At 38.7% G+C, this 21,462-nt stretch carries 20 protein-coding genes; 7 read left to right on the top strand and 13 right to left on the bottom strand.

Features of this window, described 5'->3' with window-relative positions; genetic code table 11:
• Nucleotides 1-73: 73 nt before the first annotated feature.
• Complete coding sequence (aspT, locus tag FLJC2902T_RS11545; protein WP_023579974.1) at nt 74-1,756, bottom strand: aspartate-alanine antiporter; 1,683 nt, start codon at nt 1,754-1,756, stop codon at nt 74-76.
• Nucleotides 1,757-2,266: 510 nt separating this feature from the next.
• Here aspT and rlmF point away from each other — a divergent pair.
• The 3 genes from rlmF (at nt 2,267) to FLJC2902T_RS11530 (ending at nt 4,311) form a co-directional block, all read left to right on the top strand.
• Complete coding sequence (gene rlmF / locus FLJC2902T_RS11540; RefSeq protein ID WP_023579972.1) at nt 2,267-3,181, top strand: 23S rRNA (adenine(1618)-N(6))-methyltransferase RlmF; 915 nt, start codon at nt 2,267-2,269, stop codon at nt 3,179-3,181.
• A 44-nt stretch (nt 3,182-3,225) separates the two neighbouring features.
• A complete protein-coding gene (locus FLJC2902T_RS11535; RefSeq protein ID WP_023579971.1) occupies nt 3,226-3,798 on the top strand; it encodes a Crp/Fnr family transcriptional regulator in 573 nt (190 codons plus the stop codon).
• A 78-nt stretch (nt 3,799-3,876) separates the two neighbouring features.
• Nucleotides 3,877-4,311 (top strand): carboxymuconolactone decarboxylase family protein, encoded by a 435-nt coding sequence (locus tag FLJC2902T_RS11530; RefSeq protein ID WP_023579970.1) that lies wholly within the window; start codon nt 3,877-3,879, stop codon nt 4,309-4,311.
• Nucleotides 4,312-4,399: 88 nt separating this feature from the next.
• On the opposite strand, the gene FLJC2902T_RS11525 is transcribed toward FLJC2902T_RS11530, so the two are convergent.
• The 11 genes from FLJC2902T_RS11525 to tgt all read right to left on the bottom strand — a co-directional run bounded on the left by FLJC2902T_RS11525 (nt 4,400) and on the right by tgt (nt 17,059).
• Nucleotides 4,400-5,662 (bottom strand): asparagine synthetase B, encoded by a 1,263-nt coding sequence (locus tag FLJC2902T_RS11525; protein WP_081712561.1) that lies wholly within the window; start codon nt 5,660-5,662, stop codon nt 4,400-4,402.
• Between the two features lie 111 nt (nt 5,663-5,773).
• Nucleotides 5,774-6,076, bottom strand: a complete 303-nt coding sequence (locus FLJC2902T_RS16255) for a ribosomal eL19 family protein (protein ID WP_155958898.1) — start codon at nt 6,074-6,076, stop codon at nt 5,774-5,776.
• Between the two features lie 94 nt (nt 6,077-6,170).
• Nucleotides 6,171-6,902 (bottom strand): hypothetical protein, encoded by a 732-nt coding sequence (locus FLJC2902T_RS11515; RefSeq protein ID WP_023579968.1) that lies wholly within the window; start codon nt 6,900-6,902, stop codon nt 6,171-6,173.
• 633 nt (nt 6,903-7,535) lie between these two features.
• Complete coding sequence (locus FLJC2902T_RS11510) at nt 7,536-8,090, bottom strand: REP-associated tyrosine transposase (protein WP_023579967.1); 555 nt, start codon at nt 8,088-8,090, stop codon at nt 7,536-7,538.
• Between the two features lie 144 nt (nt 8,091-8,234).
• Entirely contained in the window at nt 8,235-9,824 is a 1,590-nt protein-coding gene (locus tag FLJC2902T_RS11505; RefSeq protein ID WP_023579966.1) for an ORC-CDC6 family AAA ATPase, read from the bottom strand.
• Nucleotides 9,825-10,092: 268 nt separating this feature from the next.
• On the bottom strand, nt 10,093-10,947 hold the full coding sequence (locus FLJC2902T_RS11500; protein ID WP_023579965.1) for a hypothetical protein: 855 nt from the start codon (nt 10,945-10,947) through the stop codon (nt 10,093-10,095).
• Between the two features lie 235 nt (nt 10,948-11,182).
• On the bottom strand, nt 11,183-12,727 hold the full coding sequence (gene dnaB / locus FLJC2902T_RS11495) for a replicative DNA helicase (protein ID WP_023579964.1): 1,545 nt from the start codon (nt 12,725-12,727) through the stop codon (nt 11,183-11,185).
• A 143-nt stretch (nt 12,728-12,870) separates the two neighbouring features.
• On the bottom strand, nt 12,871-13,824 hold the full coding sequence (locus tag FLJC2902T_RS11490; RefSeq protein ID WP_023579963.1) for an acetyl-CoA carboxylase carboxyltransferase subunit alpha: 954 nt from the start codon (nt 13,822-13,824) through the stop codon (nt 12,871-12,873).
• Between the two features lie 77 nt (nt 13,825-13,901).
• A complete protein-coding gene (locus FLJC2902T_RS11485) occupies nt 13,902-14,786 on the bottom strand; it encodes a DMT family transporter (RefSeq protein WP_035678473.1) in 885 nt (294 codons plus the stop codon).
• A complete protein-coding gene (locus tag FLJC2902T_RS11480; RefSeq protein ID WP_023579961.1) occupies nt 14,773-15,849 on the bottom strand; it encodes an LptF/LptG family permease in 1,077 nt (358 codons plus the stop codon). Before FLJC2902T_RS11480 ends, FLJC2902T_RS11485 begins: the two co-directional genes overlap by 14 nt.
• A 79-nt stretch (nt 15,850-15,928) precedes the next feature.
• Complete coding sequence (gene tgt / locus FLJC2902T_RS11475) at nt 15,929-17,059, bottom strand: tRNA guanosine(34) transglycosylase Tgt (RefSeq protein WP_023579960.1); 1,131 nt, start codon at nt 17,057-17,059, stop codon at nt 15,929-15,931.
• A gap of 240 nt (nt 17,060-17,299) precedes the next feature.
• Here tgt and FLJC2902T_RS11470 point away from each other — a divergent pair, with 240 nt between their 5' ends.
• Together FLJC2902T_RS11470 and FLJC2902T_RS11465 are read left to right on the top strand one after the other, a co-directional pair.
• Nucleotides 17,300-18,151 (top strand): transketolase, encoded by an 852-nt coding sequence (locus FLJC2902T_RS11470; protein WP_023579959.1) that lies wholly within the window; start codon nt 17,300-17,302, stop codon nt 18,149-18,151.
• Between the two features lie 96 nt (nt 18,152-18,247).
• Complete coding sequence (locus FLJC2902T_RS11465; protein ID WP_023579958.1) at nt 18,248-19,201, top strand: transketolase family protein; 954 nt, start codon at nt 18,248-18,250, stop codon at nt 19,199-19,201.
• 73 nt (nt 19,202-19,274) lie between these two features.
• Here the strand turns inward: FLJC2902T_RS11465 and FLJC2902T_RS11460 are convergent, their stop codons facing one another.
• A complete protein-coding gene (locus FLJC2902T_RS11460; protein ID WP_023579957.1) occupies nt 19,275-20,336 on the bottom strand; it encodes an FKBP-type peptidyl-prolyl cis-trans isomerase in 1,062 nt (353 codons plus the stop codon).
• 81 nt (nt 20,337-20,417) lie between these two features.
• On the opposite strand from FLJC2902T_RS11460, the gene FLJC2902T_RS11455 reads away from it, so the two are divergent.
• Complete coding sequence (locus FLJC2902T_RS11455; RefSeq protein ID WP_023579956.1) at nt 20,418-20,810, top strand: RNA-binding S4 domain-containing protein; 393 nt, start codon at nt 20,418-20,420, stop codon at nt 20,808-20,810.
• Nucleotides 20,791-21,378 carry a methyltransferase domain-containing protein gene (locus FLJC2902T_RS11450; protein WP_035678470.1) on the top strand — a complete coding sequence of 196 codons (588 nt, stop codon included), beginning with the start codon at nt 20,791-20,793 and terminating at the stop codon, nt 21,376-21,378. Before FLJC2902T_RS11455 ends, FLJC2902T_RS11450 begins: the two co-directional genes overlap by 20 nt.
• Nucleotides 21,379-21,462: the final 84 nt, after the last annotated feature.

The raw sequence follows: 21,462 nt of genomic DNA, 5'->3' as shown, positions 1-21,462 counted from the left end.
GGCGAAGTTTTAAATTGTTATTAAAATATACATCACTTTAAAAGCAATATTACTCGGCGTTTACCAATAAAAATCACGTCATCAATCCCACAATAACCGGTCCCCAGGTAGTCAAAAGAATATTCCCCAAAGCATACGGAATCGTATATCCCAAGACAGGAAACTTACTTTCCGAAGCGTCCTGAACAGCTTTGAGTCCGATTGTGGAAGTCCCGGCCCCGGTTTGAGCTCCTAACAATATCACTGGATTCATCTTCAGCACATACCTACCGAAAAATAACCCTATAATATGAGGAATTATCGCAACCGAAAGTCCGGCAAAAATGATACTGAAACCTATTTCCTTAAGTCCGGAAATAAAACTCGGACCAGCCGCCATACCGACAAGCCCTATAAAAGTGGCTAATCCTACATTATCAAAAACCCATAATGCTGCTTCCGGAATTCTTCCGAAAACAGGCGTCCTGGAATGCAACCAACCAAAAATCAACCCCATAATCAAAGCGCCTCCACTGGTTGTTAAGGTAATTGTAATATCAAAAACAGTAACAGAAAGCAACCCGATCAATCCTCCTAAAACAATACCGGTTCCCAAAAATATGATATCGGTTTCAGAACTTAGCCGGTCCAAAAAACCTACTTTTTTAGCAGCTTTCTCCACATGAAGCAGTTTCCCCGAAACTTTCAGAACATCACCCCTGTGTAATTCCGTATTCAGATCAAAAGGGATTTCATGATATTCTCTGGTAATTTTATCCAATAACAATCCTTCACCAAGCCGCTCCTTACGTAATTCTCTGAGTGTTTTTCCGGCTATGTCTTTATTGGTAACCGTAATTTCCATGTGTGCCAACGGAAAACTCAGCAATTCCTCATCCAAAACTTCGGGACCTATTACTGAAAGGCTTGTTAAGATAATCCCATGCTGTGCCATAACGACCAATACATCATCTTTACTGATAACAGTTTCAGGGGTTGGCTCTATTAATGAGCCGTTGTGACGTATCCGTTGAATAATAATTCCAAGATTAGAATTTATTTCTTCAAACTCGGCAATGGTAAGTCCGATCCATTTTTCATTGGTAATCTTATAAGCCCTGATGATCCATCTTCGATAAGCTGAATCGATTCCGGGCTCGTGTTCTGTTTCTCCGGTTAGGGACTGGCTCAATTTCTGACTTTCCTCCACCAAATTTACCCCCAATAATTTAGGAGCAATGGTCGTCATAAAAAATACAAAAGAGGTAGCCCCAATGAGATAAGTTGCAGCATAAGCAACCGGAATATTATGTATTAAATTTGATTTTTCGATATCGGAAATCGGAAGTTGATTAATTGATTCCGAAGCGGTTCCGATAATTGTGGATTCAGAAAAAGCACCTGCCAAAAGACCGGCAGCCGTTCCTACATCATAGCCTAAAAATTTGGACATTGCAAAGGCTATCAATAAACAGGAAACACAAATAACCACTGTTAACATTAATTGTGGGAATGCATTTTTCTTAAGTCCCTGAAAAAACTGAGGCCCTACCTTATATCCCGTTGCAAAAAGAAACAAATCGAAAAAAACTGTTTTTACGATATCGGGTACTTCAATAACCAATTGTCCGATAAGAACTCCTGCAAACAAAGTCCCTAAAACAACACCAATTTTAAACGACCCTATTTTGATTCGCCCCAAAGAAAACCCCAAGGCCAACATCAAAAAAATTGCCAATTCAGGGTGCTCTCGTAAAATAGTTGTAATAGTTGACATTTGCTGTATTTTAAAATTTAATTAAAACGACAAAACAATGGTAACCGCTAACTTTCTCTCAGTTAAAAACTATATGTAGGAAATGCAATTTGGTGGAGCTCCCAAATCAACAAGAGTAAATTTAATATTTTTTTAGAGATATTTACACATTTTTAACAATATTACTCTGCATATTCTCAAAGTAAACAAACAATGATTTCTGTATTCTTTGAAGCGAAAGGTTCGGAACTTATCAGCAAACCCTATTCCTGCTTTCCGTTCCAATCTGTCAGTGCGAACTTGCGAAGCAATCTCACAAAGCCAGGATTTCCACTGCAATCAGGGCTAAACGGAAAACCATTTTACTTTTTGGAAACTTTAAATTCCCAACCGCAGCTATTCCATTGCGATTTGAAAACAAAATTTGCAATCTTTATCCGATCACTGACAACTGACAACTGCGACTGAACACTGTAACTAACCACTGACCACTGAATACTTTTCCTTACCTTTGACCCCAATTCCATTCCCATGAAAAACACAAAAAACGATACTCCGCAAAAGAGTTTACATCCGAGAAACAAACACAATGGCAATTACGATTTCAACACCTTAATCGAAACTTCGCCTGAACTGAAACCGTTTGTGGGAGTGAATAAATTTGGAAACGAAAGTATTGATTTTGCCAATCCTGATGCGGTTCGTGCTTTAAACAAAGCCTTACTGAAACACTTTTACAACATCAGTTATTGGGAATTACCGAAAACCAACCTCTGCCCTCCTATTCCGGGGCGCGCCGATTATATTCATTACATCGCAGATGTTCTCGGTGAAAACAATAATGGTACAATCCCAACAGGAACCAACATCCGAATTCTGGATATCGGTGTGGGAGCGAATTGCATTTATCCCATCATCGGGCATCAGGAATACGGTTGGGAATTTGTCGGAACCGAAGTGGACAAACCGGCAAAACAAACCGCCGAAACCATCATCAGTAAAAATCCGGAATTGAAAGATGCGATTACTGTACGACTTCAGGAAAGCAAACGCAACATTTTCAAAGGGATTATCCAACCGGGGGAACATTTTGACATGACCATCTGCAACCCGCCGTTTCACAACTCCAAAGAAGAAGCCACAAAAGGAACCACACGAAAACTGAAAAATTTAGGAAAAACCGTGGAAGGAAAACCGGTTTTAAACTTCAGCGGACAAAATAACGAACTGTGGTACGAAGGCGGCGAACTAGCTTTTATCACCAATATGATTTACGAAAGCGTGCATTTCAAAACACAATGCAAAGCATTTTCATCACTCGTTTCCAAAAAAGAAAATCTGAAACCTTTATATACGGTACTGAAAAAAGTAAATGCCACCAATGTAAAAACCATCGATATGGAACAGGGAAATAAAGTGAGCCGTATTTTGGTGTGGCGTTTTTAAAGCGGAAACTGTTTATAAAGTATCTTTGTGTAAACTGATTTGTTATGCAATCCGCTTTACTCGAACATATACAAACAAAAATTAGCCTAAAAGCGGAAGAGCAGGAACTTCTTCTTTCCAAAATCGAATCTAAAAAAATCAGCAAAAAAGAACTTCTTTTACAGGAAGGTGAAATTTGCGATTTCTTGTGTTTCGTTGCAAAAGGCTGTCTTCGACTGTATATCATCAATGAAAAAGGCAACGAACAAACACTGCAGTTTGGTATCGAAAACTGGTGGATTACAGATTACATGAGTTTTGACAATCAAAAACCTTCGCATTTTTATATTCAGGCCGTTGAGAATTCGGAAATCGTACTGATTCACAAAAACGATATCGAATATTTATTTTCAGAAATCCCGCAATTGGAACGTTACTTCCGAATGATTCTTCAAAAATCGTTTGCCGCCTCGCAAATGCGAATTAAGTTTCTCTTTACCATGAGTGCCGAAGAACGTTATCACCATTTCAACAACTCTTTTCCCGAATTTGTCCAACGGGTTCCGCAATACATGCTGGCTTCCTATCTTGATTTCTCTGCCGAATTCATGAGTAAAATAAGATCCGGCAAAATATAACCTTATTTCTTGAAGTACTTCAAGTTTTTTAAAACCTGACATACAGAACTTTGTATTGTAATTTTAAAACAATACAAAATGACTACAAGAATCAACATGCAACAAACCGAACCCGGAGCATACAACGCATTATTAGGATTAGAAAAATATTTGGCAGAATCAAAACTGAATCCTATTCATAAGGAACTCATTAAAATAAGAGCCTCTCAAATTAACGGTTGTGCTTTTTGCATCAATATGCACACCACCGATGCAAGAAAGATGGGAGAAACAGAACAACGCATCTATCTTTTGAACGCTTGGAGAGAAACGTCACTTTTTACGGAAGAAGAAAAAGCTATACTTGCCTTGACGGAAGAAGTCACTCTTATTCAAAATCATGTTTCAGATGCGACCTATCAGGCGGCGGCAAAACTGTTTGATGAAAATTACCTGGCACAAATCATCATGATGATTGTTACCATAAATGCCTGGAACCGCATAGCAATTGCCACAGGATTAGAAGTAGCTTAATTAAATTCAGAGAAGCTCTTTGAAAAAATTGCACAATACATAGGACAAAAAAAGACGAAAGCTAAATCACTTTCGTCTTTTTATTTTATTATGTTTTCAGCTTTTTCTTCCTAGCCGCAGGAAACAATACGTTGTTTAAAATCAAACGGTAGCCCGGAGAATTGGGATGTAAATCCAAAACCGTTGGTGCGTCACCCACTTGGTGTTTATAATCTTCGGGATCATGACCGCCGTAATACGTGAACATTCCCTTTCCTTTGGTTCCGTGAATGTAACGGGCTTCACCGTTTTGTTTGTTTTCACCCATAATCAGAATGTTCGATTTTATCAGATCACTTTGAAAAGCCGTGGTTTGTCCCATAAAACCTTTTATCAGTTGGGTGTGATTCTGACACAACATCGTCGGAATCGGATCCCACTTTGCCGAATATTCCATAAGGCTGAAATAATCCACATCAGGCAAAACGCGACGGGTATTGGTCACATCGATATTCGAAAATTCATACGCAACCGGATTACGTTCCAGGGTATAATCTTTAAAAGCAAATGTTTTACTGTAATCAATTTTGGCCTGATAGTTCGCATCGCTTGCATCCCCGTCAAACATCGTTTCGCAGATATCCACATCTTCCGCTGAAAGTGCGATATCAAAACTGTCGGTTGCCGAGCACATCGCAAACATGAATCCGCCGCCAATTACAAAGTTTCTTATTTTATGAGATACCGCTAATTTTTCCTGTGATACTTTACTGTACCCCAACTTTGTAGCTAAAGCTTCGGCTTCTTTTTTCTGTTCGATGTACCAGGGTGCATTTCTGTAGGCTCCGAAAAATTTACCGTACTGGCCCGTAAAATCTTCATGATGTAAATGCAGCCAATCGTACAACAACAACGCATCGTTTAAAACTTCTTCATCATAAATCGGAGTAAACGGGATTTCGGCATAGGTTAACACTAAAGTTACCGCATCGTCCCAAGGCTGTTTCCCTTTCGGGGTATAGACTGCGATTTTGGGCGCTTTTTCCAGAACGACTGTTTCCATATTTTGGGAAGGCGAACTGATTTCTTCAAGGATTCCGTTGGCAGTGCCGTCGGAAAGGACTTCAAAACTTACGCCGCGGATCTGGCATTCTTTGCGGATTTCGGGAGCGTCGGGCAATAAAAACGAGCCACCGCGGTAGTTTAGTAACCAGCTTACTTTGTATTGTTTGTCCAAAGCCCAATAGGTAATCCCGTAAGCTTTTAAGTGATTTTGTTGTGTTTCGGGATCCATCGGCAAGAGTACGAAAGAGGCCTTTGCTGATAATGAGACCAGAAACAGGAGGATATATAGTGTTTTTTTAAAGTGCATCCTGAAAAATTTTATCATCCTGCCGGCTTTGTATCCGGTGGGGATTTTTATTACTGATGTTGCACAAATATAACGAAAGTTTGCCAATAGAAGTGCTTGCTGCGTCAAACACTATAGTCTTGTTTGTCCCATAACAAACTTTGCAGTAGGGAATTCCAACTTTGCAGGAGGGAATTCCAACATTGCAGGAGGGAACTCCAACATTGCAGGAGGGAATTCCAACTTTGCAGGAGGAAATTCCAACTTTGCAGGAGCGAACTCCAACTTTGCAGGAGCGAACTCCAACTTTGCAGGAGCGAACTCCAACTTTGCAGGAGGAAACTCCAACATTGCAGGAGGAAATTCCAACTTTGCAGGAGGGAATTCCGACTTTGCAGGAGGGAATTCCGACTTTGCAGGAGGAAACTCCAACATTGCAGCAAAGCGTTTTCATTTTACCGTTAAAAAAAAACTCCCTACACTTAAGATATATCGACATAGTGTAGGGAGCCTGAAAAATCTAGTAGCGTTATTTTGGAATATTTTTAAATGCAATACTTTTTACCTGACCGAATTCCGGACTTGATGGGCCGAACAGCGATTTCACATACTTCTTTACTTCCAGTGCGGTGTCTACCAAACCGGTTCCTTCGTCGTATAAGGTTTTGTTCCTGGCGATTCTTGAATTGCTTATTGCGGTGTGAGCTACCGCCACGGCATTGTTCTTAGCTACTAAATCGGCTTGTTTAGCGGTTAGTGCGGTAAGCTTTAAATCAGTTTCGTTGGGTGTGAAACTTGCTTCCGATTGCAGTACCGCGACCAAGCCTGCAAAATGCTGGATTAGATTGTCATACGACACTTGACTCGTACTGATTGTATTTGGGGCAGGCGCATTGGGGTCTGTTGAAGTTTGAACTTCGGATGCTCTTCTGCCTTTCATTTTGCGTTGGAATCCTTTGGCGTCTTTGATTTTTTCTTTGGAAGCGCTTGTGATTTCCAAAGCGTTGACCAATCTTGTTGATAAGGTCATTAGGCCTTTGAAGGAATTTAGCCTGTCGTTAACGGCGTTGTTGAAGGCGGTGTTTTTGGTAATGACATCGGCCAATTTTGCGTTTGATGTGGTAGCGATGGTATTTAGTTGTGGGATCTTCAGGGTGTTTTTTGACGGATTGTAGACCGCTCCGTACCCGACAGCGAATTGAATAAGGTTTTGAAAGTTAGCGATATTTTTCGCGTGTCCTGTTTCACTAGTTGAACTCATAAATACTATTTTTCTGATTAAATTAATAATTTGCCAAAAATAGCAATTTCCATAAAACAAAGGAATTATATTACATTTTTTGTTATGTTATTTTTGTTTTTACAGCTACATTGTTAAAAACAAATTACTTCACTTCCTTTTGAACCTTGATGGGTATAAAAAAACTACATCGTTGGGGATGTAGTTTTATTCTTTGTGGGTGCGAGCAAGATGCTCGCGCTAGCGGGGGACTCTTCCCTGCAAATTCAGTAAATCTACGTAACCGTAGTTTTGATTCTCTTTGTGTGCACGGATTGCAAATCCGCGCTATCGGGTTTAAATTAATAATTTGCCAAAAATAGCAATTTCTGCAAAACAAAGGAATTGTATTACATTTTTTGTTATGTTATTTTTGTTTTTACAGCTACATTGTTAAAAACAAATTACTTCGCCGCCTTTTGAATCTTGATGGGTATAAAAAAACTACATCGTTGGGGATGTAGTTTTATTCTTTGTGGGTGCGAGCAAGATGCTCGCGCTAGCGGGGGACTCTTCCCTGCAAATTCAGTAAATCTACGTAACCGTAGTTTTGATTCTCTTTGTGGGCACGGATTGCAAATCCGCGCTATCGGGTGCGGGGTTCCACAATCAAATTCAAAACAAATCTAACAAAACAACTTCCAGATCATTAGCTAATCCGGCATAATTTCTGGCAGAACTAAAATAATAATCTTCAGGAAATGCTACAATTTTATCTTTAACTGGATTGTTGTGTATGTAATTGACTTTCTGCTTAATAAACCAATTTGTTTCTAAAATCTCTGCATGATAGCCATCTTGCCAGACTTTATACTGTTGCTCCCTTTTTAAATGCGCACAGGCATTTTTGAAATAGCCCAACATCCATTCTCTTCTGCTTTCGGGTTCGTCTATAATTGTTTGAATTATTTTTTTTGAAGTAAATTTTTTAAAATCTCTTATTACATCCGATAAAATAAAACCATCGGTCGCTTTACAGAGTAAATGAATATGGCTTGACATAATGCAATAAGCATATATTTCCAATCCTTTATTTTGCTGACAATGCTGTAAAGCATTTGTCAAAATGTACTTTTGATTCACTCTTGTAAAAACATCAACCCAACCTACTACGGTTATGGTTATAAAGAAGGCATCTTCCGTTGTTGTGGCTTTGTATTTTGTTGACATGGCGGTTAGTTTAAAAAACAAAACTACAACTTTTTACGGCTGTAGCTTTTTATTTATTTTCTTTGTGGGCACGGATTGCAAATCCGCGCTATCGGGTCTTTGCGGAGCGGGTTGTGAGTTAGATGCTCGTGTTAGCGAGGGCTGTTAGACGACTTCTTTATAGAATTCAGATAAATCAAGAATTGCTCTTCTAATTGCTCTATAATCATTTTTAGGTACGTCTACAAAAATTTCTCCTGCTTCCTCCTCATCATCTGCAAGAGCCTCAAATAAACCTTTAGGAGCATTTGCGGTATTAATCAATTCAACGTAACATCCATAGTCAATACTATAAACATTATACCTTAAACCAGGCGTATCCTTTCCAGATACATTTTCCTTAATTATGTGAAGAACTCTGGCATCAAAAAGATAATCTATCAAAGGATCTCGCTGATTAGTTTGCAGGAGAAATGCTCTTGCATTACGTTTACCAATTACTTCATCAATAATCCATTGTAATAAATTTAAAGCTTTTTCGTGTGTTGAAATGGATTTTTCTTTACCTCTGGTATACCAAATTCTAGCTGCTGCTCTAACATTTTCAATTGATATTTTATTATCATTTGCTTTTATCGCAGCGATTCCAAGTATATTAATAGCGTCTCTAGCAATACCTTCACTTGCCCGGACAAACTCACTGAAAGCGTTAACTTGGGTAAATGCTAAATTTATGAGTTTTTGAGCTTCATTTATTCCTGTTTCTTCAAGAAGTTCAGTTTCCGCAATATTAACAAAGTGATGGTAAAGAAGTTCAGTAAAAAAAACTTTTGCACGCTCTTCATCATTATCAAAGACCATATATTCATCCAAGTTTTGACTAGCTGCAATATCAGCTCCGATTTCAACACCAATTCTATTTCCAACACCATCAATATATAATAGATTCGTCCTTTGTTCTATCGCCGCGATCTTCACTGTGATACCAGTATTTGGGAGTATAGTTCTTCGGATTAATTCAGCCAAAAACGGCTGTAAATCTTGTGGAACTTCTGCCCATTCGTCAAAGATGATCCAAATATGAGTGTTTAATTCTTGACTAAGAGTTTGCAGATGTTTATAAACGGACGAAAAATTTATCCGATGATACTGTTTTCCTTCTTGTTTTGTATATATTTCTGTGGAAGCATCTGATTTTTTATCTTTTCCTGTAGAACTAGAAGCGCTAAATTTATCTGTGCCAACGTCGACTCCAAATTTTGATTGTTGGCTAGTTGAATCATTTGTTGTAGATTTTTCAGCAATTTCTATACCGCCATCTACAACAATTTGAGTAACTGAATCCCAAAGTAAGTCCGCTATAGGACTAACTTTTGCCAAATTGTATTTTCCAGTATTGTTATTAATCACTGTGTCAATAATTGAATCAATGATGAAACTAAAAGTATCAATTAATAGTCTAGTCGCCCTCTCTTTTATTGGAATTGTGTTGTCGGAAAATATCCCTCCGTTTGAACCAATGGTTCGAAGATCGATAGTGACTATTATTTCATTTTTTAAATTCAGTGAATCACTTAAATAAGCTAAAGCATGTGTTTTTCCAGTTCCACGACGACCATATAAAATTTCATGATCTTTATTCGATAAAATGGTAAACAATGGGCCATTATTCACAAATGTTTTTACCAGATAATCTATGTCATTTGTTTCTGCTCGCTTAGAAAGCTTGAGAAAAGTATTGTTTATTTTATTCATCTTTACGTGATTTAAAATGTCGTCTAACTCAAAAACACATGAAACAAAACCATTTCATGATAAAAGTTGCATATTCTATTTTTGAGTTGTCCAAAAGTAAAAATTATAAGAAAACATTGCAAAATTAGTTTTCGACAAATGAGGTTAATAACTTGAGGGATGGTTTTGTAAAATGAAAATCCCCAATGCAGGTTGGGGATTTTTGTTCAGAAGTAGATTTTATTCTCTTTGCGGGCACGGATTTGTAATCCGAGCCATCAGGGTTACATTATTTACACAATTCCTTATATTTTTCAATGGCTGGTGTAAAGGTTTTTATATAATATTCAGCCCATTTTTGCTGTTCAAATTCTTTCTTTTCCTCTTTGGTTTTCAGATTTTTTTGTCCTTCTTTTATTTCCTTTCGAGTTGTGTTATAGTATTGTTTAAACTCTTTTTTAACGGCCTCATCGGTTTCATCATAAAATTTCTCATCCAGCCATTGGTGGAAACCCGGACAATTTCCCGAAACAAATTTATAAGAACTAATTATTCGCTCGATGAATTTTTTCCTTGCACTAAATAATTCGACAAAACGTATGTCATAAGGACTTATAGCACTATTATCTTTCGGGTTATTTAGATAAAAAATCGTGGTAGCATATTGTCCGTTTGAATAAAAATGATAACCATACAAATTGATTAAATCTTTTTTGAAAATGGGTAAAAATAAGGTTCGATTAGTTTCTTTAATTTCACCATTTACACTTTTAGTAATTTTTAGTCGTTTAAACTCGGCTTTTTTATTGAGTTCTTCGTCAAAAAATTGAATAACATCAATAGAATCCGAAGGTATTAATCGAAATGAATCGTTTTTACTTTTACGGAACTTAATTTTTTTACGGTCAAGATTTAAGTTTAGTTCGAGTTCTTCCGTGGCAGACATTGTCATAACGAACGGATTATCAATTTCAACTGCGTTTGGTGAATTAAAATCCTGCACTTCACCAACTAGTGTTTGTCCGTTGGTTAAAAGAACGGTTGCGTTGTCAAAATCAGGCTTTCCTAAATAGAATCGAAGTTGACTTTGAATGTTTTGAACACAAAATAAAAATACTATAAAGGCAAAATATCCTTTTTTCATAATTATCTAATTTAACGTTTTGTTGTTTTGCACTGGTATACAACTCAAAAACATATACAACAGAGCCAATACATGATGAAAGTTGTATACGCTGTCTTCGAGTTGTCGAAAGTAAAACTTATGCGAAAACATTTCAAAATTAGTTTTCGACAATTGAAGTTAATAACTAAAATGATTGTTTTGTTAAATAATAAGGTCATAAAAAAAGCCTGCAAAAAGCAGGCTTCAATTTTATTTAGAACGGCACATCGCTGTCATCGTCGAAACTGTTCATGTTACTTCCGAAAGCTTCATTGGCCGAAGGAAGGTTTTTGGTGATAAACGGATTGTCGTCCATGTTCATTCGGGAAGGCAAATCGTCGAATGAAGAATGATGATCATCCAGATTGTCGAATTTACCCAGGTTTCCGATAAATTTCAATCGGATGTTGTCCAATCCACCGTTACGGTGTTTTGCCACGATGAATTCGGCCTGACCTTGCGTTGGAGAACGCTCTTCGTCATCCCATTCGTCAATTTTATAATATTCCGGTCGGTAGATAAACGATACGATATCGGCATCCTGCTCAATCGCACCCGATTCACGTAAGTCGGATAACAACGGACGCTTACTGGCTCCTCGGGTTTCCACGGCACGCGATAACTGCGAAAGTGCAATAACAGGAACGGACAATTCTTTCGCCAGAGCTTTTAAGTTTCGGGAAATCGTTGAAATCTCCTGCTCACGGTTTCCGCCTCCTTTACCGTTTCCGCCGGCGGTCATTAACTGAAGGTAGTCGATTACAATCATCTTGATTCCGTACTGAGACGCCAAACGACGGGCTTTTGCACGTAAATCGAAAATGGAAAGCGACGGTGTATCATCAATATATAACGGCGCTTTTTCTAAGTCTTTTACTTTGATGGAAAGCTGTTCCCATTCGTGTTTTTCCAGTTTACCGGTACGCAGTTTTTCCGAAGACAAACCGGTTTCCGAAGAAATCAAACGCGTAATTAACTGAACTGAGGACATCTCCAGAGAGAACAAGGCCACCGGAGCACCCGCATCAATCGCCATATTACGAGCCATCGATAATACGAATGCGGTTTTACCCATACCCGGACGAGCCGCAATAATGATCAAATCGGAAGGCTGCCAACCTGAAGTTAATTTATCCAAATCGTGAAAGCCGGTTGGGATTCCGCTCAGACCTTCTTTATTGGCAATTTCTTCAATTCGTTTTTTCGCCTGGATTACCAAACTTTGAGCGGTTTCCGAACTACGTTTGATATTTCCCTGCGTTACTTCGTATAATTTTGATTCGGCTTTGTCTAACAAATCGAAAACATCGGTGGTTTCATCATAGGATTCCTCGATAATTTCCGATGAAATCCGGATCAGGCTTCGCTGAATGAATTTCTGAAGAATAATACGGGAGTGAAATTCAATGTGGGCCGAAGAAGAAATCTTTTGGGTAAGTTGAATAAGGTAAAAATCCCCACCTGACAATTCCAGTTTTCCGTTCTTTTTTAATTGGGCCGAAACTGTTAATAAGTCAATCGGCTGCGTGTCATTGAACAGTTGGACAATGGCTTCAAAAATGTACCTGTGTGCGTCTTTGTAAAAGGATTCGGGGCTCAAAATATCGATAACCTCGTCAACACCTTTTTTGTCGATCATCATGGCGCCAATCACCGCCTCTTCAAGGTCCAGTGCCTGTGGTGGCAACTTCCCTTTTTCGAGATTGATGATCGTGGTTTTATCCACTTTATAAGGGTTTACATTCTTAAGGTTTTCCATGCTGCTAAGGTAACCAAGTTTTACTGAAATTTAAATTTGAGTTGTTAATAAGACACTGTTAACAACTTGGCTTTCGTTGTTAATAAGTCAAAAAAAATCCGAAGCAGCAAGGCTTCGGATGATTCTATTGAAAACTGGTGGTTTTACTCTTTGTATTCACCCATTTTACTGTATTTATCCATTCGTTGCGCTATCAATTCTTCTGTTGATAAGTCTTTCAACTCATTAAAAGCTTTCATAACATATTTCTCAACCGTTTTAAAAGTGGTTTCTCTGTCATAATGAGCGCCACCAAGCGGTTCAGGAATGATATCGTCAACTAATTTTTGTCTTTTCATGTCGGCAGAAGTCAGTTTCAATGCTTCGGCAGCTTGTTCTTTGTATTCCCAGCTTTTCCAAAGGATGGATGAACATGATTCTGGAGAAATAACGGAATACCAAGTGTTTTCCATCATCAGTACTCTGTCACCAACACCAATTCCTAATGCACCTCCGGAAGCTCCTTCACCCACAATTACCGAAACGATAGGCACTTTAAGACGGATCATTTCCAAGATGTTACGTGCGATAGCTTCACCCTGACCTCTTTCTTCCGCTTCCAAACCAGGATAAGCTCCCGGAGTATCGATTAAAGTAAGAACCGGGATTCCGAATTTCTCCGCCATTTTCATCAGACGAAGCGCTTTACGGTATCCTTCAGGATTTGCCATTCCGAAATTACGGAACTGACGCGTTTTTGTATTGTATCCTTTTTGCTGACCAACAATCATAAACGATTGCCCGTTGATTTTTCCAAGTCCGCCAATCATGGCTTTGTCGTCTTTCACACCTCTGTCACCAAACAGCTCTAGGAAGGTTTCACCACACAACGCTCTTACGTGATCCATCGTATAAGGACGGTTTGGGTGTCTTGACAACTGAACGCGTTGCCACGCTGTAAGATTTTTATATATTTCTTTCTTAGTTTCTTCCAGTTTTTGCTCAATCTGCTTGCAGGTTGTGGAAACATCTACATCCGATTCCTGACCTATAATCTGGCATTTATCCAATTGATCTTCAAGCTCTTTAATCGGAAGTTCAAAATCTAAGTATTCCATTTTGTTTGATTCTTTTGACTTTAGTTTGGACGGCAAAGATAAAATTTTCATTTCACAATGCAGAAACTATTTCATAATTAGTTTTTAACTTTCTTGTAATTTTTTATGATTCCGTTCAATATTACGGTTATCAATATGATGGAAGCACCTATATAAAACTCGGGACTCATTTTTTCACTTTCGCTAAACACCATAATCCCCAGTATGATGCCGTAAATCGGTTCCAGATTAATGGTTAACATTACGGTATACGGCGTCAGGAACTTCATCACTTTGACGGAAGCCAGAAACGCATATGCCGTACAAACCGATCCTAAAACGAACAACCACAGTAAATCCGAAACGGAAATCTGGAAAAAGGCTTTCGAAAAACCGCCTGAAAACAACAAGTAAACAGACAAAAATCCGATTCCACCAAAAAGCTCATAAAAGGTGATAACCGCTGCATCAGTATGCTGGGCGTACTTTCCGTTAATTACAGAAAAAAGCGCGGATAAGAAAGCGGAAGTTAATGCTAACAAAATACCTTCCACGTAATTACCCTCTACTTTAAATATGATTCCCAGACCAAAAACAACCAATAATCCGAACAGCACTTCGTAGATCACTACTTTTTTTCCGTAAAAAATGGGCTCCAGAATTGAAGCGAACAAAGCCCCGGTAGACAAACACGCCAGGGTTACTGATATATTCGACACTTTAATAGCCTGAAAGAAGGTAAGCCAGTGCAATGCAATCACTAATCCGGAAAATATAAATCCGTACAGCAATCGCTTTGACAGTGCTAAGGGAGTCTTTCTGATTTTTACGTAGGCGAAAATAATCAAAACGGCAATCACCATACGATACCAAACCAACGGCAGGGCATCAAGCGAAATCAGTTTTCCTAAAACCGCCGTAAATCCCCAAATGAATACAATGAAGTGGAGATGAAAATAACTCCTTACCTTATCGTTTTGCATTTCTCAGTAAATAAATTGCCAGGATTCCGAAAATGGTATTGGGTAACCATACTGCTACTATCGGTGGGATGCTTGAAGCTTCGGCTAACACTCCGAATACTTTATCAAAGAAGATGAAGGTAAACGCCAGCGCGATTCCTAGGGCCAGGTTAACACCCATTCCCCCTCTTCTTTTCATTGCTGATACAGCTACAGCAATAATTGTCAGGATAAAAGCCGAAATCGGTAAACTAAATTTTTTATATTTTACAACCTCATAAGTATTGATATTGGACGAACCCCTTGCCCTTTCTTTTTCAATGAATTTACTCAATTCTCCGAAAGTCATCGTTTCTGCGATATAAACTACCGGTGTTAAATCATCTATATCGAAATTCAGTTTCATTTTTCGCTGATCGCTGTTAATCAACCTATCGTCCAAGTCACCTACAATCCTTTTTTTGAACCCGAACAAGGTATATGTACTGTCGGCTTCATTCCATTTTATGCGGTTTGCGGTAATTTTATACTCTAATTTATCGCCTTTAAATTTTTCCAGCGAGAAGTTAAAGCCCATTTTTGTCAGGTAATTAAAATTACTCACATAGATAAACTCGTCTTTGCTGATTTGGCGGTAAACATCCAGATTCTCCCTTACTTTCGGATTGTTTTTCAGATAGGTGTATCGGAAATCATTATAGCCTTTACTCGCATTGGGAACTAAGAAAAAGGCCATCACCAAAGCAAACAAAGAAACTGCGGTAGCTCCTATAATATAAGGCCTTAGAAAACGTGTAAATGAAATTCCGGAACTCAGAATAGCAATAATCTCCGTATTATTAGCCAATTTGGAAGTGAACCAGATCACCGATAAGAACAGAAATATCGGAAAAAGCATGTTGGCGAAATAAACCGTAAAATCCAGATAGTATTTAGCGACATCAACAAACGGAACTTTGTTTTCAATCATCTTATTAACTTTTTCCGAAACGTCTATTACAATTCCGATTGGAATAAACAACAGCAACATTACGGTAAAAGTCCCTAAATAGCGTTTTAAAATGTATTTATCGATTATTTTCATTCTTCCTTGGTTAATTCGGTTATTCGTTAAATTGGTTATCTGCTGATCAAATCAACAAATAACCAAACCAACAGACTAACTATAATCTCTGACTCATGTTTTTTACCATCATTTCTTTCCATTCACGGAAATCGCCGGCTAAAATATGCATCCTTGCTTCGCGAACCAACCACATGTAAAAACCTAGGTTATGTATCGTGGCGATTTGTTTCCCAAGATATTCGTTGGCCGCAAATAAATGGCGTAAATAAGCTTTACTGTATTCGGTATCCACGAAAGTGTGGCCCATCTCATCGATAGGTGAAAAATCAGCTTCCCACTTTTTGTTTTTGATATTGATGGTTCCGTTAGCGGTGAACAACATTCCGTTTCTTGCATTACGGGTAGGCATAACACAATCGAACATATCGATTCCAAGAGCTATGTTTTCAAGTATGTTGGCCGGAGTTCCCACCCCCATTAAATAACGGGGTTTGTCTTCCGGAAGAATAGCCGTAACGACTTCAGTCATTGCATACATTTCCTCTGCCGGTTCCCCTACTGAAAGTCCGCCAATAGCATTTCCCTGTGCGCCGGCATTGGCAATATACTCCGCCGATTGTGCACGAAGGTCTTTATATGTACTTCCCTGAACAATCGGGAAAAAAGTTTGTTCGTAACCGTATTTGAAAGGTAATTTCTCCAAATGATTGATACAACGGTCTAACCAGCGATGCGTCATTTTCATGGATTTCTGCGCATAACGATAATCGCATGGATACGGCGTACACTCATCAAAGGCCATGATAATATCGGCCCCGATGGTACGTTGGATTTCCATTACATTTTCGGGCGTAAAAACGTGATACGAACCATCGATATGGGATTTGAATTTCACTCCTTCTTCCTTAATTTTTCTATTGGAAGAAAGCGAATATACCTGATACCCTCCGGAATCTGTCAGTATGTTTCGGTCCCAATTCATGAACTTGTGTAATCCGCCCGCTTTTTCAAGAATATCCGTTTGCGGACGTAGGTATAAATGATAGGTATTTCCCAGAATAATATCCGGATTAATATCGTCTTTTAATTCTCTCTGATGCACTCCTTTTACGGAAGCAACAGTTCCCACAGGCATGAAAATAGGTGTTTCAATTACACCGTGATCCGTGGTTATGGATCCGGCTCTCGCTTTTGTTTGCGGGTCTTTCTTTAATAAATCGAACTTCATATATACATTTTACAATCGGCAAAGATAAAAGAATTGTCAGTTATGAATTATGAATTATGAATTTAATTAACATCCTGAAGAAATTCTGAATTCCAAATTCCAAAAAATAAGTCCCAAACAGCAAAACTATTGAATTATCAAATAATCGGACATTCAAATTTCCAAATTATCAAATTATCAAATCACCAAAAATTCCAATTATCTGATTATCTTTGCACCAGTTTAACTTTTACACACAAAATGAAGCGTAACACACAACAATTAAGCAATTTAACGATTCAGGTAAGAAGAGACATTCTTCGTATGGTACACGCTGTAAATTCTGGTCACCCGGGAGGTTCTTTGGGTTGTACCGAATTTTTAGTGGTTTTATACCAAAACATCATGGAACGTAAACCGGGATTTGACATGGACGGTATCGGAGAAGACCTATTCTTCTTATCGAACGGACATATTTCTCCGGTTTTCTACAGCGTTCTGGCAAGAAGCGGCTATTTTCCGGTTTCGGAATTGGCTACTTTCAGAAAATTGAATTCAAGATTACAAGGTCACCCAACCACCCACGAAGGTTTACCAGGTGTGAGAATGGCTTCCGGTTCATTAGGACAAGGTTTGTCTGTGGCTATCGGAGCTGCTCAGGCTAAAAAACTTAATAATGACAACCATACCGTTTATGCTTTATTAGGTGACGGAGAACTTCAGGAAGGTCAAAACTGGGAAGCTATCATGTATGCTTCTGCTAAAAAAGTTGACAATTTAATTGCCACTATCGATTTAAACGGAAAGCAAATTGACGGAACAACGGATGAAGTTTTAAACATGGGAAGTGTGAAAGCTAAATTTGAAGCGTTCGACTGGGATGTTGTTGAAATCAAAGAAGGAAACAATATTGAAGACATTATCGCAGGATTAAACCATGCCAAAGCACTTTCAGGAAAAGGAAAACCGGTTTGTATTTTGCTACATACCGAAATGGGACATGGTGTAGACTTCATGATGCATACTCACGCTTGGCACGGTAAAGCACCAAACGACGAGCAATTGGCAACTGCCTTAAGCCAAAACTATTCTGAAGACGAAATAGACTATTAATTTAGTATTCAGTCGCAGTACTCAGTCAGCTTGATTACTGATTTCAAAACCTTAGAGCCTTTGCGCCTTAGTGGCTCAGAACCTTAAAAGAAAACAATGAAAAAATATACAAATACAGGAAGTAAAGATACCCGTTCAGGATTTGGAGCGGGAATGACCGAATTAGGTCAGAAAAACGAAAACGTGGTAGCACTTTGCGCCGACCTTATCGGTTCGTTAAAATTTGACGAATTCAAAAAGAACCACCCGGAGCGTTTTTTCCAGATTGGAATTGCTGAAGCCAACATGATCGGAATCGCAGCCGGTTTAACTATCGGAGGTAAAATTCCTTTCACAGGAACTTTCGCTAACTTTTCAACCGGAAGAGTTTACGATCAGATTCGTCAATCAGTGGCGTATTCTGATAAAAACGTAAAAATCTGTGCTTCTCACGCAGGATTAACATTAGGAGAAGACGGTGCAACACACCAAATCCTAGAAGACATCGGATTAATGAAGATGTTACCAGGCATGACCGTTATCAACACTTGTGATTACAATCAGACAAAAGCGGCCACTTTAGCATTGGCAGACCATCACGGTCCGGCTTATTTGCGTTTCGGTCGTCCGGTAGTGCCTAATTTCACTCCTGCAGACGAGCCTTTCGTAATCGGAAAAGCGATTATGTTAAACGAAGGAACTGATGTTACAATCATTGCTACAGGTCACTTGGTTTGGGAAGCGTTAATTGCAGCAGAAGCTTTGGAAGCAAAAGGTATTTCTGCCGAAGTAATCAACATACACACCATCAAACCTTTGGATGAAGAAGCGATTTTAAAATCGGTTGCCAAAACAGGTTGTGTGGTTACGGCTGAAGAACATAACATCCTTGGCGGTTTAGGGGAAAGCGTTGCCAGAACATTGGCTTTGAACAATCCGAAACCACAGGAATTCGTAGCGGTTCAGGACAGCTTCGGTGAATCAGGAACACCTGAGCAGTTAATGGAAAAATACAAGTTAAACAATCAGGCGATTGTGGAAGCTGTAGAAAAAGTAATGAAGAGAAAATAATCTTTCTCTTTTACTCATAAAAAAATCCCGTCTAGTAACAACTAGACGGGATTTTTTACATCAACTTATTTTATTATCCTCCAAATGGCGGTTTGCAATTACGATCTAAATGTCTTCTTAACCTGGTTGGCTCGGTAAAATCAGCCGGAACAGATGTTGGTAAAAAAGGAGACTCTGTGCTGTTTGGCCCCGTAAAACATCTGGGAATACCTTGTGTCTCATCCACAAATGGTGTAGCTGGATTATCTACAGCAGCTCCAGTAAACGGATAATATACCGTATAAGTAACCCCGTTATCAACATAAGTATGTTTAATTTCATTTATTGTCTTATAACCATCACCATCATCATCATTATCAAACACATTCGGAATTCCGTCTGCATCCGTATCAATTAAACTACCATCTTCGTTAAACTCATACTCGTATCTATCTTCAATCTTATCAATATCCTGATCCAAACGCGTTACCGCAAACAAATTAAAGGTAAAAACAAGAGGCGCATACGCTGGAATATTCCCGAAACCACCACTATAATAACCCAAACCTGAAGGTAAAAACATCACTCCGGAACCGAAATTTCTCGGATTCAGTGTACCATCACCACCTACAGGATCAAAATAACCGGCTCTAAATTGAGGCATAATATATTCCCATCCCTTGACAACATCAATCAGATTAAATTCGACAGGATTAGGTGCGTAATCAAACTGATATCCATCCAAAAGACTACCTCTATATGAAACAAGTACACGATCAGTACCACAAGGTTTGTCCCCTTCCGCATCTGTATCGGCCTTTCCGTCAAATTTCAGATAGTACACTTTAAAGTCAACACCGTAAAGTTTCACAATTTTATTTTCCAAAGGATATTCGGTCTGATCCCAAATGGAAACCGTATGTGTATCATCCAATGAATCAATTTTCATATCCGCCACATCCACTTCACCATCCAAATCTTCGTCTGTAATTTCAACATAATGTGATTTCAGATAATCCTCAATTTTAATCAGATCTTCAGGGTAAACATCGGCATGAGGTCTTGCAGGAACCGGCTCCGGAGCATCATCCTTAGGACAGGCGGTAAAAAGTACCCCAAGAGTCAAAATACTAAATATCTTAAAAATTCTATTCATTATTAGTTTATTTTAATGGCCGCAAGATACAATTTTCATTTATTTTTGTAGTGCTATTAACACTGATTTTAACGAATTCGCATGAGAGTCGATAAATACCTGTGGTGTGTTCGCTATTACAAAACCCGAAGTATCGCCACCGAAGCCTGTAAAAAAGGACATATTACCGTGAACGGACAGGATGCCAAACCTTCAAGAGAAGTTTTTCCTACAGATAAAATCACACTCCGAAAAGACCAGATCAACTATGTTTTGACCGTTTTGGACGTTCCTCAAAATCGTGTAGGCCCTAAATTGGTTGATATTTACCGCAAAGACGAAACCCCGGCAGAAGCTTTTGAACATTTGGAACTGCTTAAACTATCAAAAGAACATTATCGTACCAAAGGCCAAGGTCGACCTACAAAAAAAGACCGAAGAGATATCGACGATTACACAACAGAACCAGGCGAAAATGAAGAACCGACTGAATAAGGATTATTGGGAAAACCGATATCAAACGAAGGAAACCGGATGGGATGTCGGCACCATAACCACTCCACTGAAAGACTATATCGATCAGATTGAAGACAAAAACATTAGAATACTGATTCCGGGAGCAGGAAACGGTTATGAATTGGACTATTTTGTATCCAAAGGATTTAGAAATGTGTTTGTGGCGGATTTTGCGGCAAGTCCACTTAAGAACATCAAAAATAGAATTCCCGATTTCCCCGAAGCACAACTCATCCAAAGCGACTTCTTCGAATTGGAAGGAAAATTTGATCTGATCCTGGAGCAAACCTTCTTTTGCGCCTTATCACCGGAACTCCGAAAAAATTACGTTTCCAAAATGCATTCCTTACTTTCAGACAAAGGAAAACTGTTCGGTTTACTGTTTGATTTTCCATTAACGGAAGAAGGCCCTCCATTTGGAGGAAGCAAAGAAGAATATCTGAGTTTATTCTCGGAAACTTTCCATATCAAAACATTGGAAACAGCTCATAATTCAATACAGCCCCGAAAAGCACGTGAATTGTTTTTTATCTTTCTTCCGAAATAACATTAAATCCGGGAAGAAAGCAGCCTTTATTAAAAATTCTTTATTTTTGATTTTTATTTAACCCGAGTCTGTCGGCTTGAAAAA

The organism is Flavobacterium limnosediminis JC2902, assembly GCF_000498535.1.
Taxonomy (GTDB): Bacteria; Bacteroidota; Bacteroidia; order Flavobacteriales; family Flavobacteriaceae; genus Flavobacterium; species Flavobacterium limnosediminis.
This window is presented reverse-complemented; position numbering and strand designations above follow the sequence as displayed.